This window comes from Burkholderia sp. RF4-BP95 (assembly GCF_001521985.1).
In the GTDB taxonomy this organism is placed as follows: domain Bacteria; phylum Pseudomonadota; class Gammaproteobacteria; order Burkholderiales; family Burkholderiaceae; genus Burkholderia; species Burkholderia diffusa.
On sequence record NZ_LOSX01000027.1, the window covers coordinates 1 to 16,048 of the forward strand.

Annotated in this window: 16 protein-coding genes; 8 read left to right on the forward strand and 8 right to left on the reverse strand. The window is 70.4% G+C overall.

Annotation, left to right across the window (positions count from 1 at the left end):
• Both WS46_RS33735 and WS46_RS11095 read right to left on the reverse strand, forming a co-directional pair.
• On the reverse strand, nt 1–547 hold a 547-nt coding region (locus WS46_RS33735), incomplete at its 3' end, for a hypothetical protein (protein WP_179949147.1).
• A 35-nt stretch (nt 548–582) separates the two neighbouring features.
• Nucleotides 583–1,428, reverse strand: a complete 846-nt coding sequence (locus tag WS46_RS11095) for an aldo/keto reductase (protein WP_059527756.1) — start codon at nt 1,426–1,428, stop codon at nt 583–585.
• 168 nt (nt 1,429–1,596) lie between these two features.
• On the opposite strand from WS46_RS11095, the gene WS46_RS11100 reads away from it, so the two are divergent.
• Complete coding sequence (locus WS46_RS11100) at nt 1,597–2,343, forward strand: GntR family transcriptional regulator (RefSeq protein WP_059528318.1); 747 nt, start codon at nt 1,597–1,599, stop codon at nt 2,341–2,343.
• A 21-nt stretch (nt 2,344–2,364) separates the two neighbouring features.
• On the opposite strand, the gene WS46_RS11105 is transcribed toward WS46_RS11100, so the two are convergent.
• On the reverse strand, nt 2,365–3,756 hold the full coding sequence (locus WS46_RS11105; protein ID WP_059690562.1) for a CoA transferase: 1,392 nt from the start codon (nt 3,754–3,756) through the stop codon (nt 2,365–2,367).
• 139 nt (nt 3,757–3,895) lie between these two features.
• On the opposite strand from WS46_RS11105, the gene WS46_RS11110 reads away from it, so the two are divergent.
• The gene (locus tag WS46_RS11110) at nt 3,896–5,128 is read left to right on the forward strand and encodes a citrate/2-methylcitrate synthase (protein WP_059690563.1); all 1,233 of its coding nucleotides are present in this window, start codon (nt 3,896–3,898) and stop codon (nt 5,126–5,128) included.
• Here WS46_RS11110 and WS46_RS11115 read toward each other — a convergent pair.
• Nucleotides 5,101–5,427: a DUF2917 domain-containing protein gene (locus WS46_RS11115; RefSeq protein WP_059690564.1), complete on the reverse strand. Its 327-nt coding sequence runs from the start codon at nt 5,425–5,427 to the stop codon at nt 5,101–5,103. The two genes, WS46_RS11110 and WS46_RS11115, sit on opposite strands and share 28 nt — an antisense overlap.
• A gap of 201 nt (nt 5,428–5,628) precedes the next feature.
• Here WS46_RS11115 and mdtD point away from each other — a divergent pair, with 201 nt between their 5' ends.
• A complete protein-coding gene (gene mdtD / locus WS46_RS11120; protein ID WP_059690565.1) occupies nt 5,629–7,068 on the forward strand; it encodes a multidrug transporter subunit MdtD in 1,440 nt (479 codons plus the stop codon).
• A 184-nt stretch (nt 7,069–7,252) separates the two neighbouring features.
• Entirely contained in the window at nt 7,253–8,527 is a 1,275-nt protein-coding gene (locus WS46_RS11125) for an EAL domain-containing protein (protein WP_059527773.1), read from the forward strand.
• A gap of 15 nt (nt 8,528–8,542) precedes the next feature.
• Here the strand turns inward: WS46_RS11125 and WS46_RS11130 are convergent, their stop codons facing one another.
• Both WS46_RS11130 and WS46_RS11135 read right to left on the reverse strand, forming a co-directional pair.
• A complete protein-coding gene (locus tag WS46_RS11130; RefSeq protein WP_059690566.1) occupies nt 8,543–9,157 on the reverse strand; it encodes a bifunctional 2-polyprenyl-6-hydroxyphenol methylase/3-demethylubiquinol 3-O-methyltransferase UbiG in 615 nt (204 codons plus the stop codon).
• Nucleotides 9,158–9,339: 182 nt separating this feature from the next.
• Nucleotides 9,340–9,864 carry a DUF962 domain-containing protein gene (locus tag WS46_RS11135; protein ID WP_059690567.1) on the reverse strand — a complete coding sequence of 175 codons (525 nt, stop codon included), beginning with the start codon at nt 9,862–9,864 and terminating at the stop codon, nt 9,340–9,342.
• Nucleotides 9,865–9,945: 81 nt separating this feature from the next.
• On the opposite strand from WS46_RS11135, the gene WS46_RS11140 reads away from it, so the two are divergent.
• Nucleotides 9,946–10,653, forward strand: a complete 708-nt coding sequence (locus WS46_RS11140; protein ID WP_059690568.1) for a Crp/Fnr family transcriptional regulator — start codon at nt 9,946–9,948, stop codon at nt 10,651–10,653.
• 100 nt (nt 10,654–10,753) lie between these two features.
• The gene (gene chrA / locus WS46_RS11145; protein WP_059690569.1) at nt 10,754–11,965 is read left to right on the forward strand and encodes a chromate efflux transporter; all 1,212 of its coding nucleotides are present in this window, start codon (nt 10,754–10,756) and stop codon (nt 11,963–11,965) included.
• Nucleotides 11,966–12,077: 112 nt separating this feature from the next.
• Here chrA and sodB read toward each other — a convergent pair whose 3' ends face one another.
• Both sodB and xseA read right to left on the reverse strand, forming a co-directional pair.
• The gene (gene sodB / locus WS46_RS11150) at nt 12,078–12,656 is read right to left on the reverse strand and encodes a superoxide dismutase [Fe] (protein ID WP_044848579.1); all 579 of its coding nucleotides are present in this window, start codon (nt 12,654–12,656) and stop codon (nt 12,078–12,080) included.
• Nucleotides 12,657–12,896: 240 nt separating this feature from the next.
• Nucleotides 12,897–14,279, reverse strand: a complete 1,383-nt coding sequence (gene xseA / locus WS46_RS11155) for an exodeoxyribonuclease VII large subunit (RefSeq protein WP_059690570.1) — start codon at nt 14,277–14,279, stop codon at nt 12,897–12,899.
• 450 nt (nt 14,280–14,729) lie between these two features.
• Between xseA and lpxK the strand changes: the two genes are divergently transcribed.
• Both lpxK and WS46_RS11165 read left to right on the forward strand, forming a co-directional pair.
• Entirely contained in the window at nt 14,730–15,758 is a 1,029-nt protein-coding gene (lpxK, locus tag WS46_RS11160; RefSeq protein WP_059527790.1) for a tetraacyldisaccharide 4'-kinase, read from the forward strand.
• Nucleotides 15,739–15,942, forward strand: coding sequence for a Trm112 family protein (locus tag WS46_RS11165; protein ID WP_006750935.1), 204 nt, complete (start codon nt 15,739–15,741; stop codon nt 15,940–15,942). The genes lpxK and WS46_RS11165 overlap by 20 nt, the downstream gene beginning before the upstream one ends.
• Nucleotides 15,943–16,048 lie beyond the last annotated feature (106 nt).

Sequence of the window (16,048 nt, forward strand, 5' to 3'; positions counted from 1 at the left end):
TGGCGGCTCCTCGGGTGGCGGCTCCTCGGGTGGCGGCTCCTCGGGTGGCGGCTCCTCGGGTGGGCATGGGGGCGGTGGTAACGGCGGTGGTAACGGCGGTGGTAACGGCGGCGGCGGCGGCGGCGGTGGTCACGGTAATGGTGGCGGTGGCGGCAGCGGCGGCGGCAACGGCGGTCACGGTAATGGTGGCGGTACCGGCGGTGGCAGCGGCGGTGGCAGCGGCGGTGGCAACGGCGGTGGCAACGGCGGTGGCAACGGCGGTGGCAACGGCGGTCACGGTAATGGTGGCGGCAGCGGCAACGGCGGCGGCAGCGGTGGCGGTACCGGCGGTGGCAGCGGCGGTGGCAACGGTGGCGGCGGTGCCGGCGGTGGCAACGGCGGTCACGGTAATGGTGGCGGCAGCGGCACCGGCGGCGGCAGCGGCAACGGTGGCCACGGCAACGGCGGCGGCAACGGTAATGGCAACGGGAGCGGCGGCGCCGGCAACGGTGGTGCCAACGGCGTCGGGAACGGCAATGGCGGCAACGGCGGATCGGCCGGTGGCCATGGCCACTGATCGACGCATCGCCTGACCCGCTACGGTCAGAGCATTTCGAGCGCGCGCTTGCTACGCGGCGGACGGAAATAGCCGTCGAGTTGCGCGCGCTCGTCATCGCTCAACACGAGATCGAGCGCCGCGCGATTGTCGCGGACATGTTCGATCCGCGACGCCTTCGGGATCGCGAATACACCCGGCCGCGCGAGCACCCAGGCGAGCGCGACGCGCATCACCGACACACCGCGTTGCCGCGCGATCTCGTCGAGCGGCGAACGCTTCGGCAGCCGCCCGTGATCGACCGGGCTGTATGCCATCGCCGGCATCCGGTGCTTGGCGAGCCATGGCAGCAGATCGAATTCCGGGCCGCGCCGCGCGACGTTGTAGAGGATCTGGTTGGTCGCGCACGCGCCGCCACCCGCCTCGTCGACGAGTTCCGCCATGTCGGCCGTATCGAAGTTGCTGACACCCCAATGGCGGATCTTGCCCGCGCGCCGCAGCGCCTCGAATCCCTCGACCGTCTCCTCGAGCGGCACCGAACCACGCCAGTGCAGCAGGTACAGGTCGAGACGGTCGGTACGCAAACGCTTGAGGCTCGCTTCACACGCGGCGACGACGCCCCGCCGGCTCGCATGATGCGGATACACCTTGCTGACAAGGAACACGCCGTCGCGCAATCCGGTCAGCGCCTCGCCGACGAGCACCTCGGTCGCGCCGTCGCCGTACATCTCCGCGGTGTCGACCAGCGTCATCCCGAGCGCGATCCCTTCGCGCAATGCGGCGATCTCGTCCGCGCGACGCGCGGGCCGCTCGCCCATTTCCCACGTGCCCAGGCCGAGCTTCGGAATGGTCTCGCCGTCCGGCAGGACGACCGTGGCGATCGTGTCTGTCATGCGCTCCTCGCTGCGGATTGGTGGCCGCGCACCCGCGGCCGTAGCATCGAATACGACGCATCAGTGTAGTCAATCGGTGCGGCGTCCACCTGCTGCACGGCAAAAACCGGATATAACGGCGCCGCATGATGACTTAGAATGGCCGGCAATCTGATCGATACCCATTCCATGAAGGCACCCACGGACGACCGCTGGCAGGACCTGCGCCCCGACCCCGAGAACGATACGCCGCTCTACCTGCAGCTCGCCCGCAAGCTCGGCGACGCGATCCACGACAATCGCTGGGCGGCCGGCGAGGCGCTGCCGTCCGAACGCGTGCTGTCCGAAGCGCTCGGCGTGTCGCGCATCACCGCGCGCAAGGCGATCGCGCTGCTCGTCGAGCAGGGCTTGATCCGCCGCACGCAAGGCGCCGGCAACTTCATCCAGCCGCGCTACGAGGATCCGCTGTCGCGGCTGTCGAGCTTCAGCGAGATGCTCGAGCGCCGTGGCTTCAAGCCGAGCTCGCAGTGGCTCGAACGCGAGATTCAGCCGGCGAACCGCGACGAAGTCATCCAGCTCGGCCTGTCGCCGGCCGCATCGGTTACACGGCTGAAACGCCTGCGTCTCGCCGACGGCATCGTGATGGCCGTCGAGAACTCGACGTTTCCCGCCACGCTGATTCCCGATCCGCAAGCGATCGGCGGGTCGCTGTACAGCTATCTCGAAGCACGCGGCACGCCGATCGTGCGCGCGCTGCAGCATTTCCGCGCGGTCAACGCGACCGACGAGATCGCGCAGCAGATGGGCATCGCGCCGCACGACGCGCTGCTGCTGATCACGCGAATCGGCTATACGGCCGACCAGCGCGCGATCGAGCTCACCGATACCTACTGCCGCAACGACTACTACGACTTCGTCGTCGAGCTGCGCAAGTAATGCGCGCGGCGCCGCCGGCGCTCATCGCCAGCGCGCTTCGTCCGTGCCGAGCGGCACGGGCGGCCGCGTGAATCGCGGCGGTGTCGCCGACAGGCGTTCGGCCGGACGCACGGCATCGATCACGCCGAACGGCGAAGCGGTCCGGTCGATCCGGTCGCGCACGTCGTCGAACGTGAAATCCGGTGCATGCAGGCCGTCCGGCACCGTGCCGAACGATTGCAGCCAGCGCCCCGTCTGCGCGAGCGACAGCCGCACGTGCCAGCTCCCGCCTTCCGTCGCACGGCGCGCGAGCGCGATCATCGCGCCGAACGCCGCGAGATAGCCCGTCGCATGATCGAGCGCCTGGCACGGCAGATGGCGCGGGCCGTCCGCGTGCGCGGCATGCTGCTCGTGCCAGGCGATACCGCTCGCCGACTGCACGAGGCTGTCGAAGCCGCGCCGCATCGACCACGGCCCCGCGTGCCCGTACGCGGATACCGAGACGCACACGATGCCGGGCCGCAATTCCGCCAGCGCCTGCGGAGAGAACCCGCGCGCCGCGAGCGCGCCGGGGCGATAGGCCTGCAGGAATACATCGGCATCGCGTGCGAGTTCGCGCAGCGTGGCAACACCGGCCGCCTCGCGCAGGTCGATCCACGTCGAACGCTTGCCGCGCCCGTTGTCGATCACGAGCGATGCGATGTTCGGCAGGTGCGGACCGTTGACGAGCAGCGTCTGCGCACCGTGCGATGCCAGCGTGCGGCCCGCGACCGGCCCCGCGATGATGCGCGTGAGATCGAGCACGCGCACGCCCGCGAGCGGCTGGTCGGGCTCGCCGCGGCCGATCGCCTCGACGGGCGCGTCGCCGATTCGCTCGATCTCGAACAACGGCAGCGACGCGAGCGCGCGTGCCTGGTCGTGCGCCGGCCATTCGTCAGGGGTTCTGATCAATGCCGCGCACAGGCCGGCCTCGGCCAGCGCGGTATCGAGCACCGCGCCGTCCCACGTGCGGATCGCGGCGGCAACGTCGTCACGCTGCGGGCCGCAGCCGAGCACGTCGAGAATCCCGTGCAGGTGATGCGGAAAGTTCGCATGCAGCTGGATCCAGCGTCCGTCGCGCGTGTCGTAGAAGCCCGTCACCGGATGGCGCGGCTCGGGCGGCAGGCCGTCGTCCACGCGCAGGTAGCGTTCGCTGCGAAAGGCGACGAGCGCGTCGCGCATCGATACGTCGACGCGCTGCGCGACGCCCGTGCGCAGCCGGTGGCATTCCGCCGCCGCGAGCCCGGCTGCCGCGATCGTCGCCGCGGCGAGCGTGCCGACGTGGAATGTCGACGGCAGCGTCGGGTCCTGCCCCGTCACGGCCGCGCGGGCCAGCGCGCCGGGCTCGCCGTGCGCGAGTTGCCACAAGCGGGTCAATGCGAGTTCGGGTGTCATGGTGGGCGCGAATCGTTGAGGAGACGGATTCGAGTCTAGAATTCGCGACGGGCGCGATCAATCTTGATTGCGCGAATCAATGCATAACGAATAGTTGTAGCCGGGCCGCGCTTCATGCGCCCCGACAGGAGCGATCGGCATGACGTCCCTCAGCGCGCCGGAAGCCGCCGGCATCCTCGGTGTCAGCGTGAGCACCCTTTACGCGTATGTGAGCCGCGGCCTGCTGCGCTCGCTGCCCGACGGCGCGAGCAAGCGCCGCCGCTACGACGCGGACGAGGTGCGCCTGCTCGCACGCCGCCGCGCCGATGCGAAACGCGCGGGCGGCGTCGCCGAACGCTCGCTCGACTGGGGCGTGCCCGTGCTCGAATCGCGGATCACGCAGATCGCCGACGGCCGCCTGCACTATCGCGGCGCCGATGCGATCGCACTCGCGAACGACGCGACGCTCGAGGAAACGGCCGCACTGCTGTGGGATTGTCCGCCCGCGCGGCTTGGCGCGGCATCGCTCGCGTCGACCGGATTCGACACCGCGCAGTGGGACGACTGGGCTCGCCGCTGGGCACATCTCGCGCCGCTCGAGCGCACGCTGGTGCTGCTCCCCGCCGCGGCCGCGTCGCTGCCGCGCCTGTGGGCGCAGGGGCGCGACGCGCAGTTCGACGCGGCCACGCTGCTGCTGCGCGTGACGACGGCCGCGCTGGCCGGCATCGCGCCGGGCGACGCCCCCGTGCATCGGCAGCTCGCCGCGGCGTGGCGGCTGCGGCGACGCGACGAAGCCGACCTGCTGCGCCGCGCGCTCGTGCTGTGCGCCGATCATGAACTGAACCCGTCGACCTTTGCGGTGCGCTGCATCGCGTCGACCGGCACTCACCTGTTCGGTGCGATCGCGGGCGGGCTCGCGGCGCTGTCGGGCCCGCGCCACGGCGGCGAGACGTTCCGCGCGGGCGCGCTGCTCGACGAAGCGGCGCGCGCCGCCGACCTCGACCGCTACCTCGCGCTGCGCGTCGCGCACGACGAACGGGCGGACGGTGCGCGCACCGCGCTGTCCGGTTTCGCGCACCCGCTCTATCCCGACGGTGACCCGCGCGCCCGCGCGTTGCTCGACGCGCTGCACGCGATGCTGCCCGACAGGACGCCGCTACGCATGGCCCGTGCGCTCGCCGCGCGTGTCGAGGCCGCGACCGGCCTGCGACCGTCGATCGATTTCGCGCTCGCGGTGCTGGAACGCACGCTCGCGCTGCCGGACGGCGCCGCGTTCACGCTGTTCGCGGCCGGCCGCACCGCGGGCTGGATCGCGCACGCGCTCGAACAATATGCGGACGGCAGGCTGATCCGGCCCCGCGCGCGCTACATCGGCAGCGACGCGGCTGCCTGACCACGGCCGCCGCGCCACGCGGCGGCGAACCGTCGCCACGCGATCGGCTCGGCCTGCGGGGCCGGCGCCGCCTGCGGGCCGAACGCGAACACCGCGCCGCCCGCCGCCGCGCTGATCCATACGCGCATGCCGGGCAGCAGCGCCAGCGTCTCGCCGGCGCGCAGCCAGTGATCGTCGGGCCGGCCCTCGATCGTCACCCACAGATCGCCGTCCGCGACCTGCAGCGCGGTGCGATCGACGATCCGCCACCGCCCGGCCGGCTCGTTGCCGTCCATCTCGTAGAGTCGCAGTTCTCGCATGGCCGCCTCCGGGTCGCGTGGGTTCGATGACGCCAGTATTTCGGACAGCGGCAACACACGGACAGATACGCCTGCGGACACTTTCGGCTGAACTGTACCGGTCGGCTGACGGACGGGCGTCCGGCGCCCGCGTTGCCGATCCTGCGTGTGACGGCGGCTTTGCCTACAATGGCGGCTGTCCCGCGCCCTCGGTCCGTCCCCATGTTCCAACGCCCGCCCGCCGCCGCTCCCGGCGAAAAGAACCTCACCGTGATGCTCTGGCTCGTTGCGACGGGCTTCTTCATGCAGACGCTCGATGCGACGATCGTCAACACGGCGCTGCCGTCGATGGCCGCGAGCCTCGGCGAATCGCCGTTGCGGATGCAGTCGGTCGTGATCGCATACTCGCTGACGATGGCGGTGATGATTCCCGTCTCGGGCTGGCTCGCCGACACGTTCGGCACGCGGCGCGTGTTCTTCAGCGCGATCCTGGTGTTCTCGCTCGGTTCGTTGCTGTGCGCGAACGCGCATACGCTGTCGCAGCTCGTCGTGTTCCGCGTCGTGCAGGGGGTGGGCGGCGCGATGCTGTTGCCGGTCGGGCGGCTCGCCGTGCTGCGCACGTTCCCGGCCGAACGCTACCTCGCCGCGCTGTCGTTCGTCGCGGTACCCGGGTTGATCGGTCCGCTGATCGGGCCGACGCTCGGCGGCTGGCTCGTGAAGATCGCGTCGTGGCACTGGATCTTCCTGATCAACGTGCCGGTCGGCATCGCCGGCTGCGTCGCGACCTTCTACTCGATGCCCGACGCGCGCAACCCGGCCGTCGGCCGCTTCGACCTGAAGGGCTATCTGCTGCTGACGATCGGGATGGTCGCGATCTCGCTGTCGCTCGACGGGCTCGCCGATCTCGGCATGCAGCACGCGGCCGTGCTCGTGCTGCTGATCCTGAGCCTCGCGTGCTTCGTCGCGTACGGGCTGTACGCGGTGCGCGCGCCGCAGCCGATCTTCTCGCTCGAACTGTTCAAGATCCACACGTTCAGCGTGGGCCTGCTCGGCAACCTGTTCGCGCGAATCGGCAGCGGCGCGATGCCGTACCTGATCCCGCTGCTGCTGCAGGTGAGCCTCGGCTATTCGGCATTCGAGGCCGGGCTGATGATGCTGCCGGTCGCGGCGGCCGGGATGTTCTCGAAGCGGATCATCACGCGGCTGATCACGCAGCACGGCTACCGCAAGGTACTGCTCGTGAACACGATCATGGTCGGCGTGATGATGGCCAGCTTCGCGCTGATGCGCGACACGGTGCCCGTGTGGGTGAAGGTCGTCCATCTCGCGCTGTTCGGCGGTTTCAACTCGATGCAGTTCACCGCGATGAACACGCTGACGCTGAAGGATCTCGGCACCGGCGGCGCGAGCAGCGGCAACAGCCTGTTCTCGCTCGTGCAGATGCTGTCGATGAGCCTCGGCGTCACGGTCGCGGGCGCGCTGCTCGCCACCTTCACCGGAATGCTGCGCACGGTGACGCCGAGCAACACGCTGCCCGCGTTCCATGCGACCTTCATCTGCGTCGGGATCATCACGGCCGCGTCCGCGTGGATCTTCGCGCAGCTCGCGCCCGAGATCCGCGCCCGCGCGCAGCACAAGACCGATCCGTCCGAGCGCGCGTGACGCACGACGCGCGTCGTGCCGGAAAACCCCACGACGGCGCGCCACGCACCATGTCGGTGCAGCATGGCTGCGCCGCGCGGCACCCGGCGACCGCGACGGGGCGTCCGCACGGGGCCCGATGCCGTGCATGCTTCTTGCTCGCCTATTCTGTAGGTAAACTGGCAGTCTTCCTTCGGCCGACATCATGAGCATGATCGACATCGATCCACCCGGCTTCCAGCCGCCCCGCCCCGTCGCCGGCGACGACGGCAAGCGGCGCACCGTGCTGTACGGTGCGTACACCGTGTTCAGCGTGTTCCAGCCCGTTTTCTCGGTGTCGCACCGCCGCGCGATCGGCTACCACGCGTCGCTGCGCGCGCACGACGAGGACAGCCGCCAGGTCGCGTCGCACGAGGTGTTCACGCAGGCGGCGCGGCGCGGCGACCTGCTCGAGCTCGGCCGGCTCGCCGAATCGCTGCATCTCGGCAACTTCCACGCGTTCGACAGTCACGACGAATGGCTCTTCCTGAGCCTGCATCCGGCCGCGCTGATGGACACCGTCTACGGCGACGCGCTGCTCGCGAACCTGAAGGCGCTCGGCCTGCCGCCGCATCGCGTGGTGCTCGAAGTGCCCGAGCAGGCAGGCGGCGAGACGCCGCGCTATGCGGCGATCGTCGACGGCCTGCGCAAGGCCGGCTTCCTGATCGCGCTCGGCGGCTTCGGCGCGAAACATTCCAACATCGACCGCGTGTGGCACCTGCATCCCGACATCGTCACGCTCGACCGCGGGATCCTCGCCCAGGCGAGCGAACACTCGCATCTCGAGCGTGTGCTGCCGGGGCTCGTGTCGCTGCTGCACGAATCCGGCCAGCTCGTGCTGATGGGCGGGCTCTCGACCGAGCGCGACGCGCTGATCGCGCTCGAATGCGATGTCGATTTCGTGCAAGGGCAGTACTTCGCGGGGCCGAGCGTCGACCCCGTGCAGCCGCAGGCCGCCGCGGGCTGCATGGATACGCTGTCGGCCGCGTTGCGGCTGCGCGTCGCGCAACGCGAGCGCACGCAGGCCGAACGCCTCGCGCCGTATGTCGCCGCGCTGGAGGAAGCGAGCCGGAAGCTCGTCGCGGGCGAATCGCTGATCGACGCGGCCGGCGCCGTGCTCGGATTGCCGGAAACCGCGCGCTGCTTCCTGCTCGACGCATCGGGCCGCCAGATCGGCGACAACGTGCTCGCGCGCGGCAGCGTATCGCAGCGGGCGAAACGCTTCCGGCCGCTGCTGCATTCGGAAGGCGCGAGCTGGGAGCGCCGCCCCTACTTCATCCACGCGATGCGCGCGCCGGGCCGCGTGCATCTGACGCCGCCGTACCTGTCGATCAACGAAGCGCACCTGTGCGTGACCGCATCGATCGCCGCGCCGGCCGCGACCGGCATGCAGGTGCTGTGCGTCGACATCAACTGGGAAGCGGCGCTCAACCGCGAATGAGTTCGCGCGCCGCGCTCATGCGGCGCCATCGATGGCGTCGTCCCGGCGCGCGATCAGCCGATGCACGCGCTTGCCGGATGACGCGCTGACCACCTCGTGCTCGTCGATCACGTGCATGCCGGGGCCGAGCGCCGCGTGCATGCGCGCCGAATCGAGCGGTGTGTACAAGCGGCCGCGCTCGTCGCGCAACGCGCCGTTGCCGGCCACCCGCCAGCTCAGGTACAGCGTGCCGCCGGGCATCAGCAGCGCGGCCAGCCGCGCGGCCGCCGCGGCGGCATCGGCCTGCTCGAGATGCATGACGACCGTCTCGCACAACACGTTTCGAAACGCGCCGGACGGCACGCCCGCGAGCGCCGGCAGCGCGGCCAGTTCGAACGTCAGCGACGGGTGACGCAAGCGTGCCTCGGCGAGCAGCGCCGCGCTCGCATCGTAGCCGCGCACGTCGAATCCCTGCGACGCGAGCCACGCAGTGTCGCGCCCCGCGCCGCAGCCGACGTCGGCGGTCGGCCCCGGCGAGAAATACTGCTCGAGCAGCGCATACATGTCATCGGGGGCGGCCTGGTCGAGCCAGTCCTGCGCGTATTGCGCGGCATGGGCTTCGTAGGCATCGAGAGTCGGGCGATCCACCATGGCGATTGCTCCGCGTACGCGTCCTGTCGTGCGACGCATCCCGCATCTTAGCCGTTGCGCATCGCGCGTGGTGTGGCGCGGGGTCCTATGCGGCGAGCACGAGCCGCGCGGCGGCCCTGGCGGCTTTGCCGGCCGGATCGGTCGAGCATGCGCCGAACCCTCAGACCGGCGCGGCTGGCGTGTCAGACATGCGAGTGCACGCCGCCGTGAACCGGGCCCGCGCGCCGCTCGACTTCGCGGCGCACGTCGCCGCGCAGGCCCGCGAAGAACGCGACTTCGGCGACGACGAACAGCGGCCCGACCATCAGGCCGACCAGGTCGTCGACGAACGCGGGCTTGCGCCCCTCGAACCAGTGCCCGACGAACTGCACGATCCAGCCGACCACGAACGCGCCGATGCCGATCCCGAGCCATTGCGCGGTCGGCAGCACCGCGAGCGTCTGCGCGGCCCACAGGCCGAGCGCGAACAGCGCGGTCATCACCAAGCCGAAGCGCAGGTCGAGACGCAGGTAGAACACCGCGAACGCCACCGCGAGCAGCAGCGCCGGCGACAGCGCGACGCCCGCCAGCACGCCGATCGCCGGCCGTGACAGCAGCACCTCGACCGCGAACACGATCATCGGAATGCCGACCAGATGCGTCGCGATGTTGCGCGCGTCGCGATGGTAGGCCGCATACTGGGAAAGGTGATCCTCGAGCGTCTTCATGGTGTCTCCTGAACGATCATTGGGCGCTATGATGCGCGTCACGCCCGACAACCTCTGTCAGCTACCCGACATCGCGTGTCCATGCCCTCGCCGCTCGCCCCGTACCTGCCGCAGCTCGAAGCGCACCCGTGGTTCGCCGCGCTGCCGCCCGCGTTGCGCGAGGCGTTGCTCGCCCGCGCCGCGTTGCGGCACCTGCCGGCCGGCCAAGCGCTGTTCCGCCGCGGCGACCCGCCGTGCGGGCTGTATGCGGTGCTGGCCGGTTCCCTCACCATAGGCGCGGTCGATCCGCAGGGCAAGGAAGCGCTGCTGACGGTCGCCGAACCCGTCACATGGTTCGGCGAGATCGCGCTGTTCGACGGCCAGCGGCGCACGCACGACGCGATCGCGCTCGACGACACGCTGCTGCTGCACGTCCCGCAGGCCGCGCTGCTCGCGATGCTCGACGCGACGCCGCAATACTGGCGGCAGCTCGCGCTGTTGATGGCGCAAAAGCTCCGGCTGAGCTTCCTGACCGTCGAATCGATGAGCGTGATGCCGGCCGCGCAGCGGCTTGCCGCGCGGCTGCTGATGATCGCCGACGGCTACGGCGGAATCAGCGCCGGCCGCACGCGCATCCGGCTGTCGCAGGAAAAGCTCGCGGCGATGCTGTCGCTCACGCGGCAAACCACCAACCAGCTGCTGAAGGCGCTGCAGGCCGACGGCATCGTGCGGCTGCATGTCGGCGAAATCGAGCTCGTCGACGTCGACGCGCTGCGCCGCGCGAGCGGCCTGTCCGACGGCACGCACTGACCGCACCCCGACGCCGCCGCGCAATCGCCGCCACGCGGCATTCCCGCCGTCATCGCATTGCGCTATCGTGGCGGCTCGTTCGCCCTCCCCGCATCCGCTCTTGAACACGTCCACCGTCACCACTCCGTCCCGCCATGCGTGGCCCGTATTCGTCGCGTTCCTGCGGCTCGGCCTCACGTCGTTCGGCGGCCCCGTCGCGCATCTCGGCTACTTCCGCGACGCGTTCGTCACGCGGCGCGGCTGGCTGACCGAGCGCGCCTATGCGGATCTCGTCGGCCTGTGCCAGTTCCTGCCGGGGCCGGCGAGCAGCCAGGTCGGGATGGCGATCGGCCTGTCGCGCGCGGGCTACGCGGGGATGTTCGCCGCATGGCTCGGCTTCACGCTGCCGTCCGCGCTGCTGATGATGCTGTTCGCGCTCGGCGTCCACGCGACGGGCATGCCGGTCGCGGCAGGCGCGTTGCACGGGTTGCGCATCGTGTCGGTCGCGGTGATCGCGCAGGCGGTGTGGGGCATGGCTCGCACGCTGTGCCCGGATGCGCGCCGCGTCACGCTGATGGCGATCGCGGCCTGCATCGCGCTGCTCGTCCCGGCCGCGTGGCTGCAGGTGGTCGTGATCGTCGCGGCAGGCGCCGCCGGTCTCATGCTGTTGCCGCAGCCCGAGCGCGGCGCCCACGATCCGTTGCCGCTGCACGTGTCGCACCGCGCGGGCGTGCTGTGGCTCGTACTGTTCGCCGCGCTGATCGTCGTGCTGCCGGTCGCGGCGAGCGCGCTCCACTCGCACACGCTCGCCGTCGTCGACGCATTCTTCCGCACCGGCGCGCTGGTGTTCGGCGGCGGCCACGTGGTGCTGCCGCTGCTGCAAGCGGCCGTCGTCGCGCCGGGCTGGGTCGGCGATTCGGCATTTCTCGCCGGCTATGGCGTCGCGCAGGCCGTGCCGGGGCCGCTCTTCACGTTCTCGGCCTTCCTCGGTGCATCGCTGCGCGACGCGCCGAATGGCTGGCTCGGCGGGACGATCGCGCTGGTGTCGATCTTCGCGCCGTCGTTCCTGCTCGTCGCGGGCACGGCGCCGTTCTGGGAACGCCTGCGCCGCAGCACGCACATGCAGGCCGCGCTCGCGGGCGTGAACGCGGCGGTCGTCGGGCTGCTGCTCGCCGCGCTCTATCACCCGGTGTGGAGCGACACGATCGTGTCGCCGCGCGACTTCGCGGCCGCGCTCGTCGCATTCGTCGCGCTCGTGTTCTGGCGCATGCCGCCGTGGGCCGTCGTGATCGCGAGCGCGGCGCTCGGCTGGTTGTCGGGGATGATCGTCTGATCGGGCGAATGCCGCGCGTCGACTCACGCCCGACGAAAACAAAAAAGCCCTCGCGACGAGGGCTTTTTTTGGGGTGTGCCGCGCGCCGCGGAGGCGCGCAGGATGCCCGGACTTACGCGAAGTTCTTCGCTGCGAAGTCCCAGTTCACGATGTTCCAGAACGCTTCGACGAACTTCGGACGTGCGTTGCGGTAGTCGATGTAGTACGCGTGTTCCCACACGTCGATCGTCAGCAGCGGCTTGTCGGCCGTCGTCAGCGGCGTGGCGGCGTTGCTCGTCGACACGATGTCGAGCGAACCGTCGGCCTTCTTCACGAGCCATGCCCAGCCCGAACCGAACGTGCCGACCGCGGCCTTCGTGAACGCTTCCTTGAATGCGTCGTACGAACCCCACTTCGCGTTGATCGCGTCGCCCAGCGCGCCCGACGGTGCGCCGCCGCCGTTCGGCGACAGGCTGTTCCAGAAGAACGTGTGGTTCCAGATTTGCGCGGCGTTGTTGAAGATGCCGCCCGACGACTTCTTCACGATCTCTTCCAGCGACAGGTTTTCGAATTCCGTGCCCGGGATCAGATTGTTCAGGTTCGTCACATATGCCTGGTGATGCTTGCCGTAGTGGTACTCGATCGTCTCTTTCGAGATGGTCGGCGCGAGTGCGTCTTCAGCGTACGGGAGCGGCGGGAGCGTATGAGCCATGGCGATTCCTTCGTTGAGTATGTAGGGAGGCTGTGTTGAATGCTGCCGAGCGTCCGATTGTAGGCGAGTCCGAATATCCCCGCAAACTCACGGGCATTTATCCGCGGTATGCAGAAAATCGCCGCTGGCGCTTCATCCGGCAGGACGGGACGACGATGCGCAGCATCCGTTCCCGCGTCCGGCGACCGGTATATCCGGACCGCCGGGCGCGCGACCTTCGTTTCGCTTACGCCGCCGTCGTCACATCGTGTCGGTCAGCCGCGGCTGCACGTCGGCGAGCGACACGTCGGCCGAGCCTTCGGCAAGATGCACGGTGAGTCGGCGCTGCGGCTTCAGCGCGCTCGGCGCGCGCACCGCGCGACCGGTCTGCGTGTCGATCAGCGCCGCATAGCCGCGCTCGAGCGTGCGCTGCGGGCTCAGCACCTCGAGCCGCGCCGCGCAGGCCGACACGCGCGCGGTATCGCGCTCGTGACGGCGCTGCAGCGCCACCGCGAGACGTTGCGACAGCCCGGCGAGCGCCTGACGCGCCTGCGCCGGGTCGGGCCGCGCGCGCTGCCAGCGCAATTGCGCGAGCGCGAAACGCGCACGCGCGTCGCGCACCGGCCGCGACGCCGCCGACGCGAGCCGCACCGCCAGTTGTTCGACGTGCGTGCGTTGCCGCTGCAGCCGTTCGGCCGGGCTGACGAGCCGGCGCGCGAGCCAGTCGAGCTGCTGCGCACGCTGCTCGAGCCCGCGTTCCAGGCTGCGCGCAAGCGCGCGCTGACGGTCGGCAACCTCGCGCAACAGCAACGCGCGCTGCGGACTCGCGAGCTCGGCCGCGCCGGTCGGCGTCGGCGCGCGCAGGTCGGCCGCGAAGTCCGCGATCGTGAAATCGGTTTCGTGGCCGACGCCGCTGACGACCGGCAGTTCGCTCGCCGCGATCGCTCGTGCGAGCGCTTCGTCGTTGAACGACCACAGATCCTCGATCGACCCGCCGCCGCGACAGACGAGCAGCACGTCGACCTCGCGCCGCGCATTCGCGGTCTGCACGGCCGCGACGAGCTTTTCGGCGGAACCGGCACCCTGCACGGGCGCCGGATAGACGATCACCGGAATGTGCGGCGCGCGGCGCGCGAGCGTGGTCAGCACGTCGCGCAGCGCGGCGGCCTGCAGCGACGTGACGATGCCGATCGCGCGCGGGTGCGCCGGCAGCGGCCGCTTGCGCTCGGCTGCGAACAGCCCTTCGGCCTCGAGCTGCGCCTTCAGCCGCAGGAACGCCTCGTACAAGCGCCCTTGGCCCGTGCGCCGCACGGCCTCGACGTTGAGCTGCACTTCGCCGCGCGGCTCGTACATCGTGACGACCGCGCGCACCTCGATCCGGTCGCCTTCGCGCGGCGTGAATTCCGCGTACTGCGCGCGACCGCGGAACATCACGCAGCGCATCTGCGCCTGCTGGTCCTTGATCGAGAAATACCAGTGGCCGCTCGCGGCACGCGTGAAATTCGACACTTCGCCCGAGATCCACAGCAGCGGAAACGAGCGCTCGAGCATCGTCGAAATCGCGCGATTGAGCGCCGAAACGGGAATCACTTCGTCGCCGCCGCGCGTGGCGCCGGGAGCGGAAAAAGGAGAGTCGGAAAGCATGTGCGGTCGGATGAATGCTGGCGGCGACACGATAGTCCGACACGCGCGCGGCGTCCAGCGCCGGCCGCGCGCACTGCAACACGCGGAAGGTGTCCACACTCTGGCAATCGTCCGCCAAAAACGCTTGAAAACCGCGAAAAAAACCAGACAATTCCGCGTAACGCGTTGATTTTTATATATTTTTAAACCTTACAGTTTTGTTCGACGCCGATTCGAAGTCCATCCGGCGGGCGTTTGACGCGGATGGGCGGGGAGTTTTTCACAGAGTTATCCACAACCCGCTCCGATCTGCCCCCATCGGATGCGTCGCCCGGCCGCGCTTGCCGCGCCCGCGTGCGGCGCGCTAGAGTGCCGCCTTCCGAAGACCTTGCGGCATGCGCCGCCCAACGGAGAATCCGTCTTGATGAATCCGTCCCACGCCGCGGCGCACGACGCGCCGCATCCGGCCCGATGAGCGCGCCCGGCGGCCCGCTCGCGCGGCTCGAAGCACGCCTCACGCGCGAATGGCAGCGACGCGGCGCCCTCGCCTGGGCGCTCACGCCGTTCGCGTGCGTGTTCGGCCTGTGCGCGGCGCTGCGCCGCACGGCCTACGCGCAGGGCTGGAAGCAACCGGTCGACGTCGGCGTGCCCGTCGTCGTGGTCGGCAACGTGACCGTCGGCGGCACCGGCAAGACGCCGACCGTGATCGCGCTCGTCGACGCGTTGCGCGCGGCCGGGTTCACGCCGGGCATCGTGTCGCGCGGCTACGGCGCGAACGTGAAGGCCCCCACCGCGGTCACGCCCGCATCGCGCGCGAGCGCGGCCGGCGACGAGCCGCTGCTGATCGCGCGCCGCACCGGCGCGCCGGTGTGGGTGTGCCCCGACCGCGTCGCGGCCGCGCAGGCGCTGCGCGCCGCGCACCCGGACGTCGACGTGATCGTCAGCGACGACGGCCTCCAGCACTACCGTCTCGCCCGCACGGTCGAGCTCGTCGTGTTCGACCACCGGCTCGGCGGCAACGGCTTCCTGCTGCCGGCCGGGCCGCTGCGCGAGCCGCTGTCGCGCCACCGCGACGCGACGCTCGTCAACGATCCGTACAGCGGCGCGCTGCCGCCGTGGCCCGACACCTATGCGCTCGCGCTCACGCCGGGCGCCGCGTGGCACCTCGACCAGCCGGCGCTGCGCCGCCCGCTGTCGCAATTCGCGAACGAGCGCGTGCTCGCCGCGGCCGGCATCGGCGCGCCGGAACGCTTCTTCGCGACGCTGCGCGCTGCCGGCCTCGCACCGGCGACGCGCGCGCTGCCCGACCACTACGCGTTCGCCGACAATCCGTTCGTCGACGACGCGGTCGATGCGATCCTGATCACCGAGAAGGATGCAGTAAAATTGGGCGCTTCCTGGCGCGACGCTCGGCTGTGGGTCGTCCCCGTCGAAGCCGCGCTCGATCCTCGCCTCATTGCCCTCGTTGTGGAGAAACTCCGTGGACGCTCGCCTGCTTGAAATCCTTGTGTGCCCTATCTGCAAAGGCCCGCTCCACTATGACCGCGCCGCGCAGGAGCTGATCTGCAACGCGGACAAGCTCGCCTACCCGATCCGCGACGGCATCCCCGTGATGCTCGTCGACGAAGCACGCCAGACCGTCGAAGGCACGCCGGTCGACCCCGCCGGCCCGGCCGGCAGCTGACGCCGCAGCGCTGCACCGGCGCCCGGCCGCGGTTCGCCGCGGCCGCGTGCCGGCCCCTGCCCCGGGCGGCCCGCCTTCGACGCGCCGCCCGCCCCGCTCTTCTCAC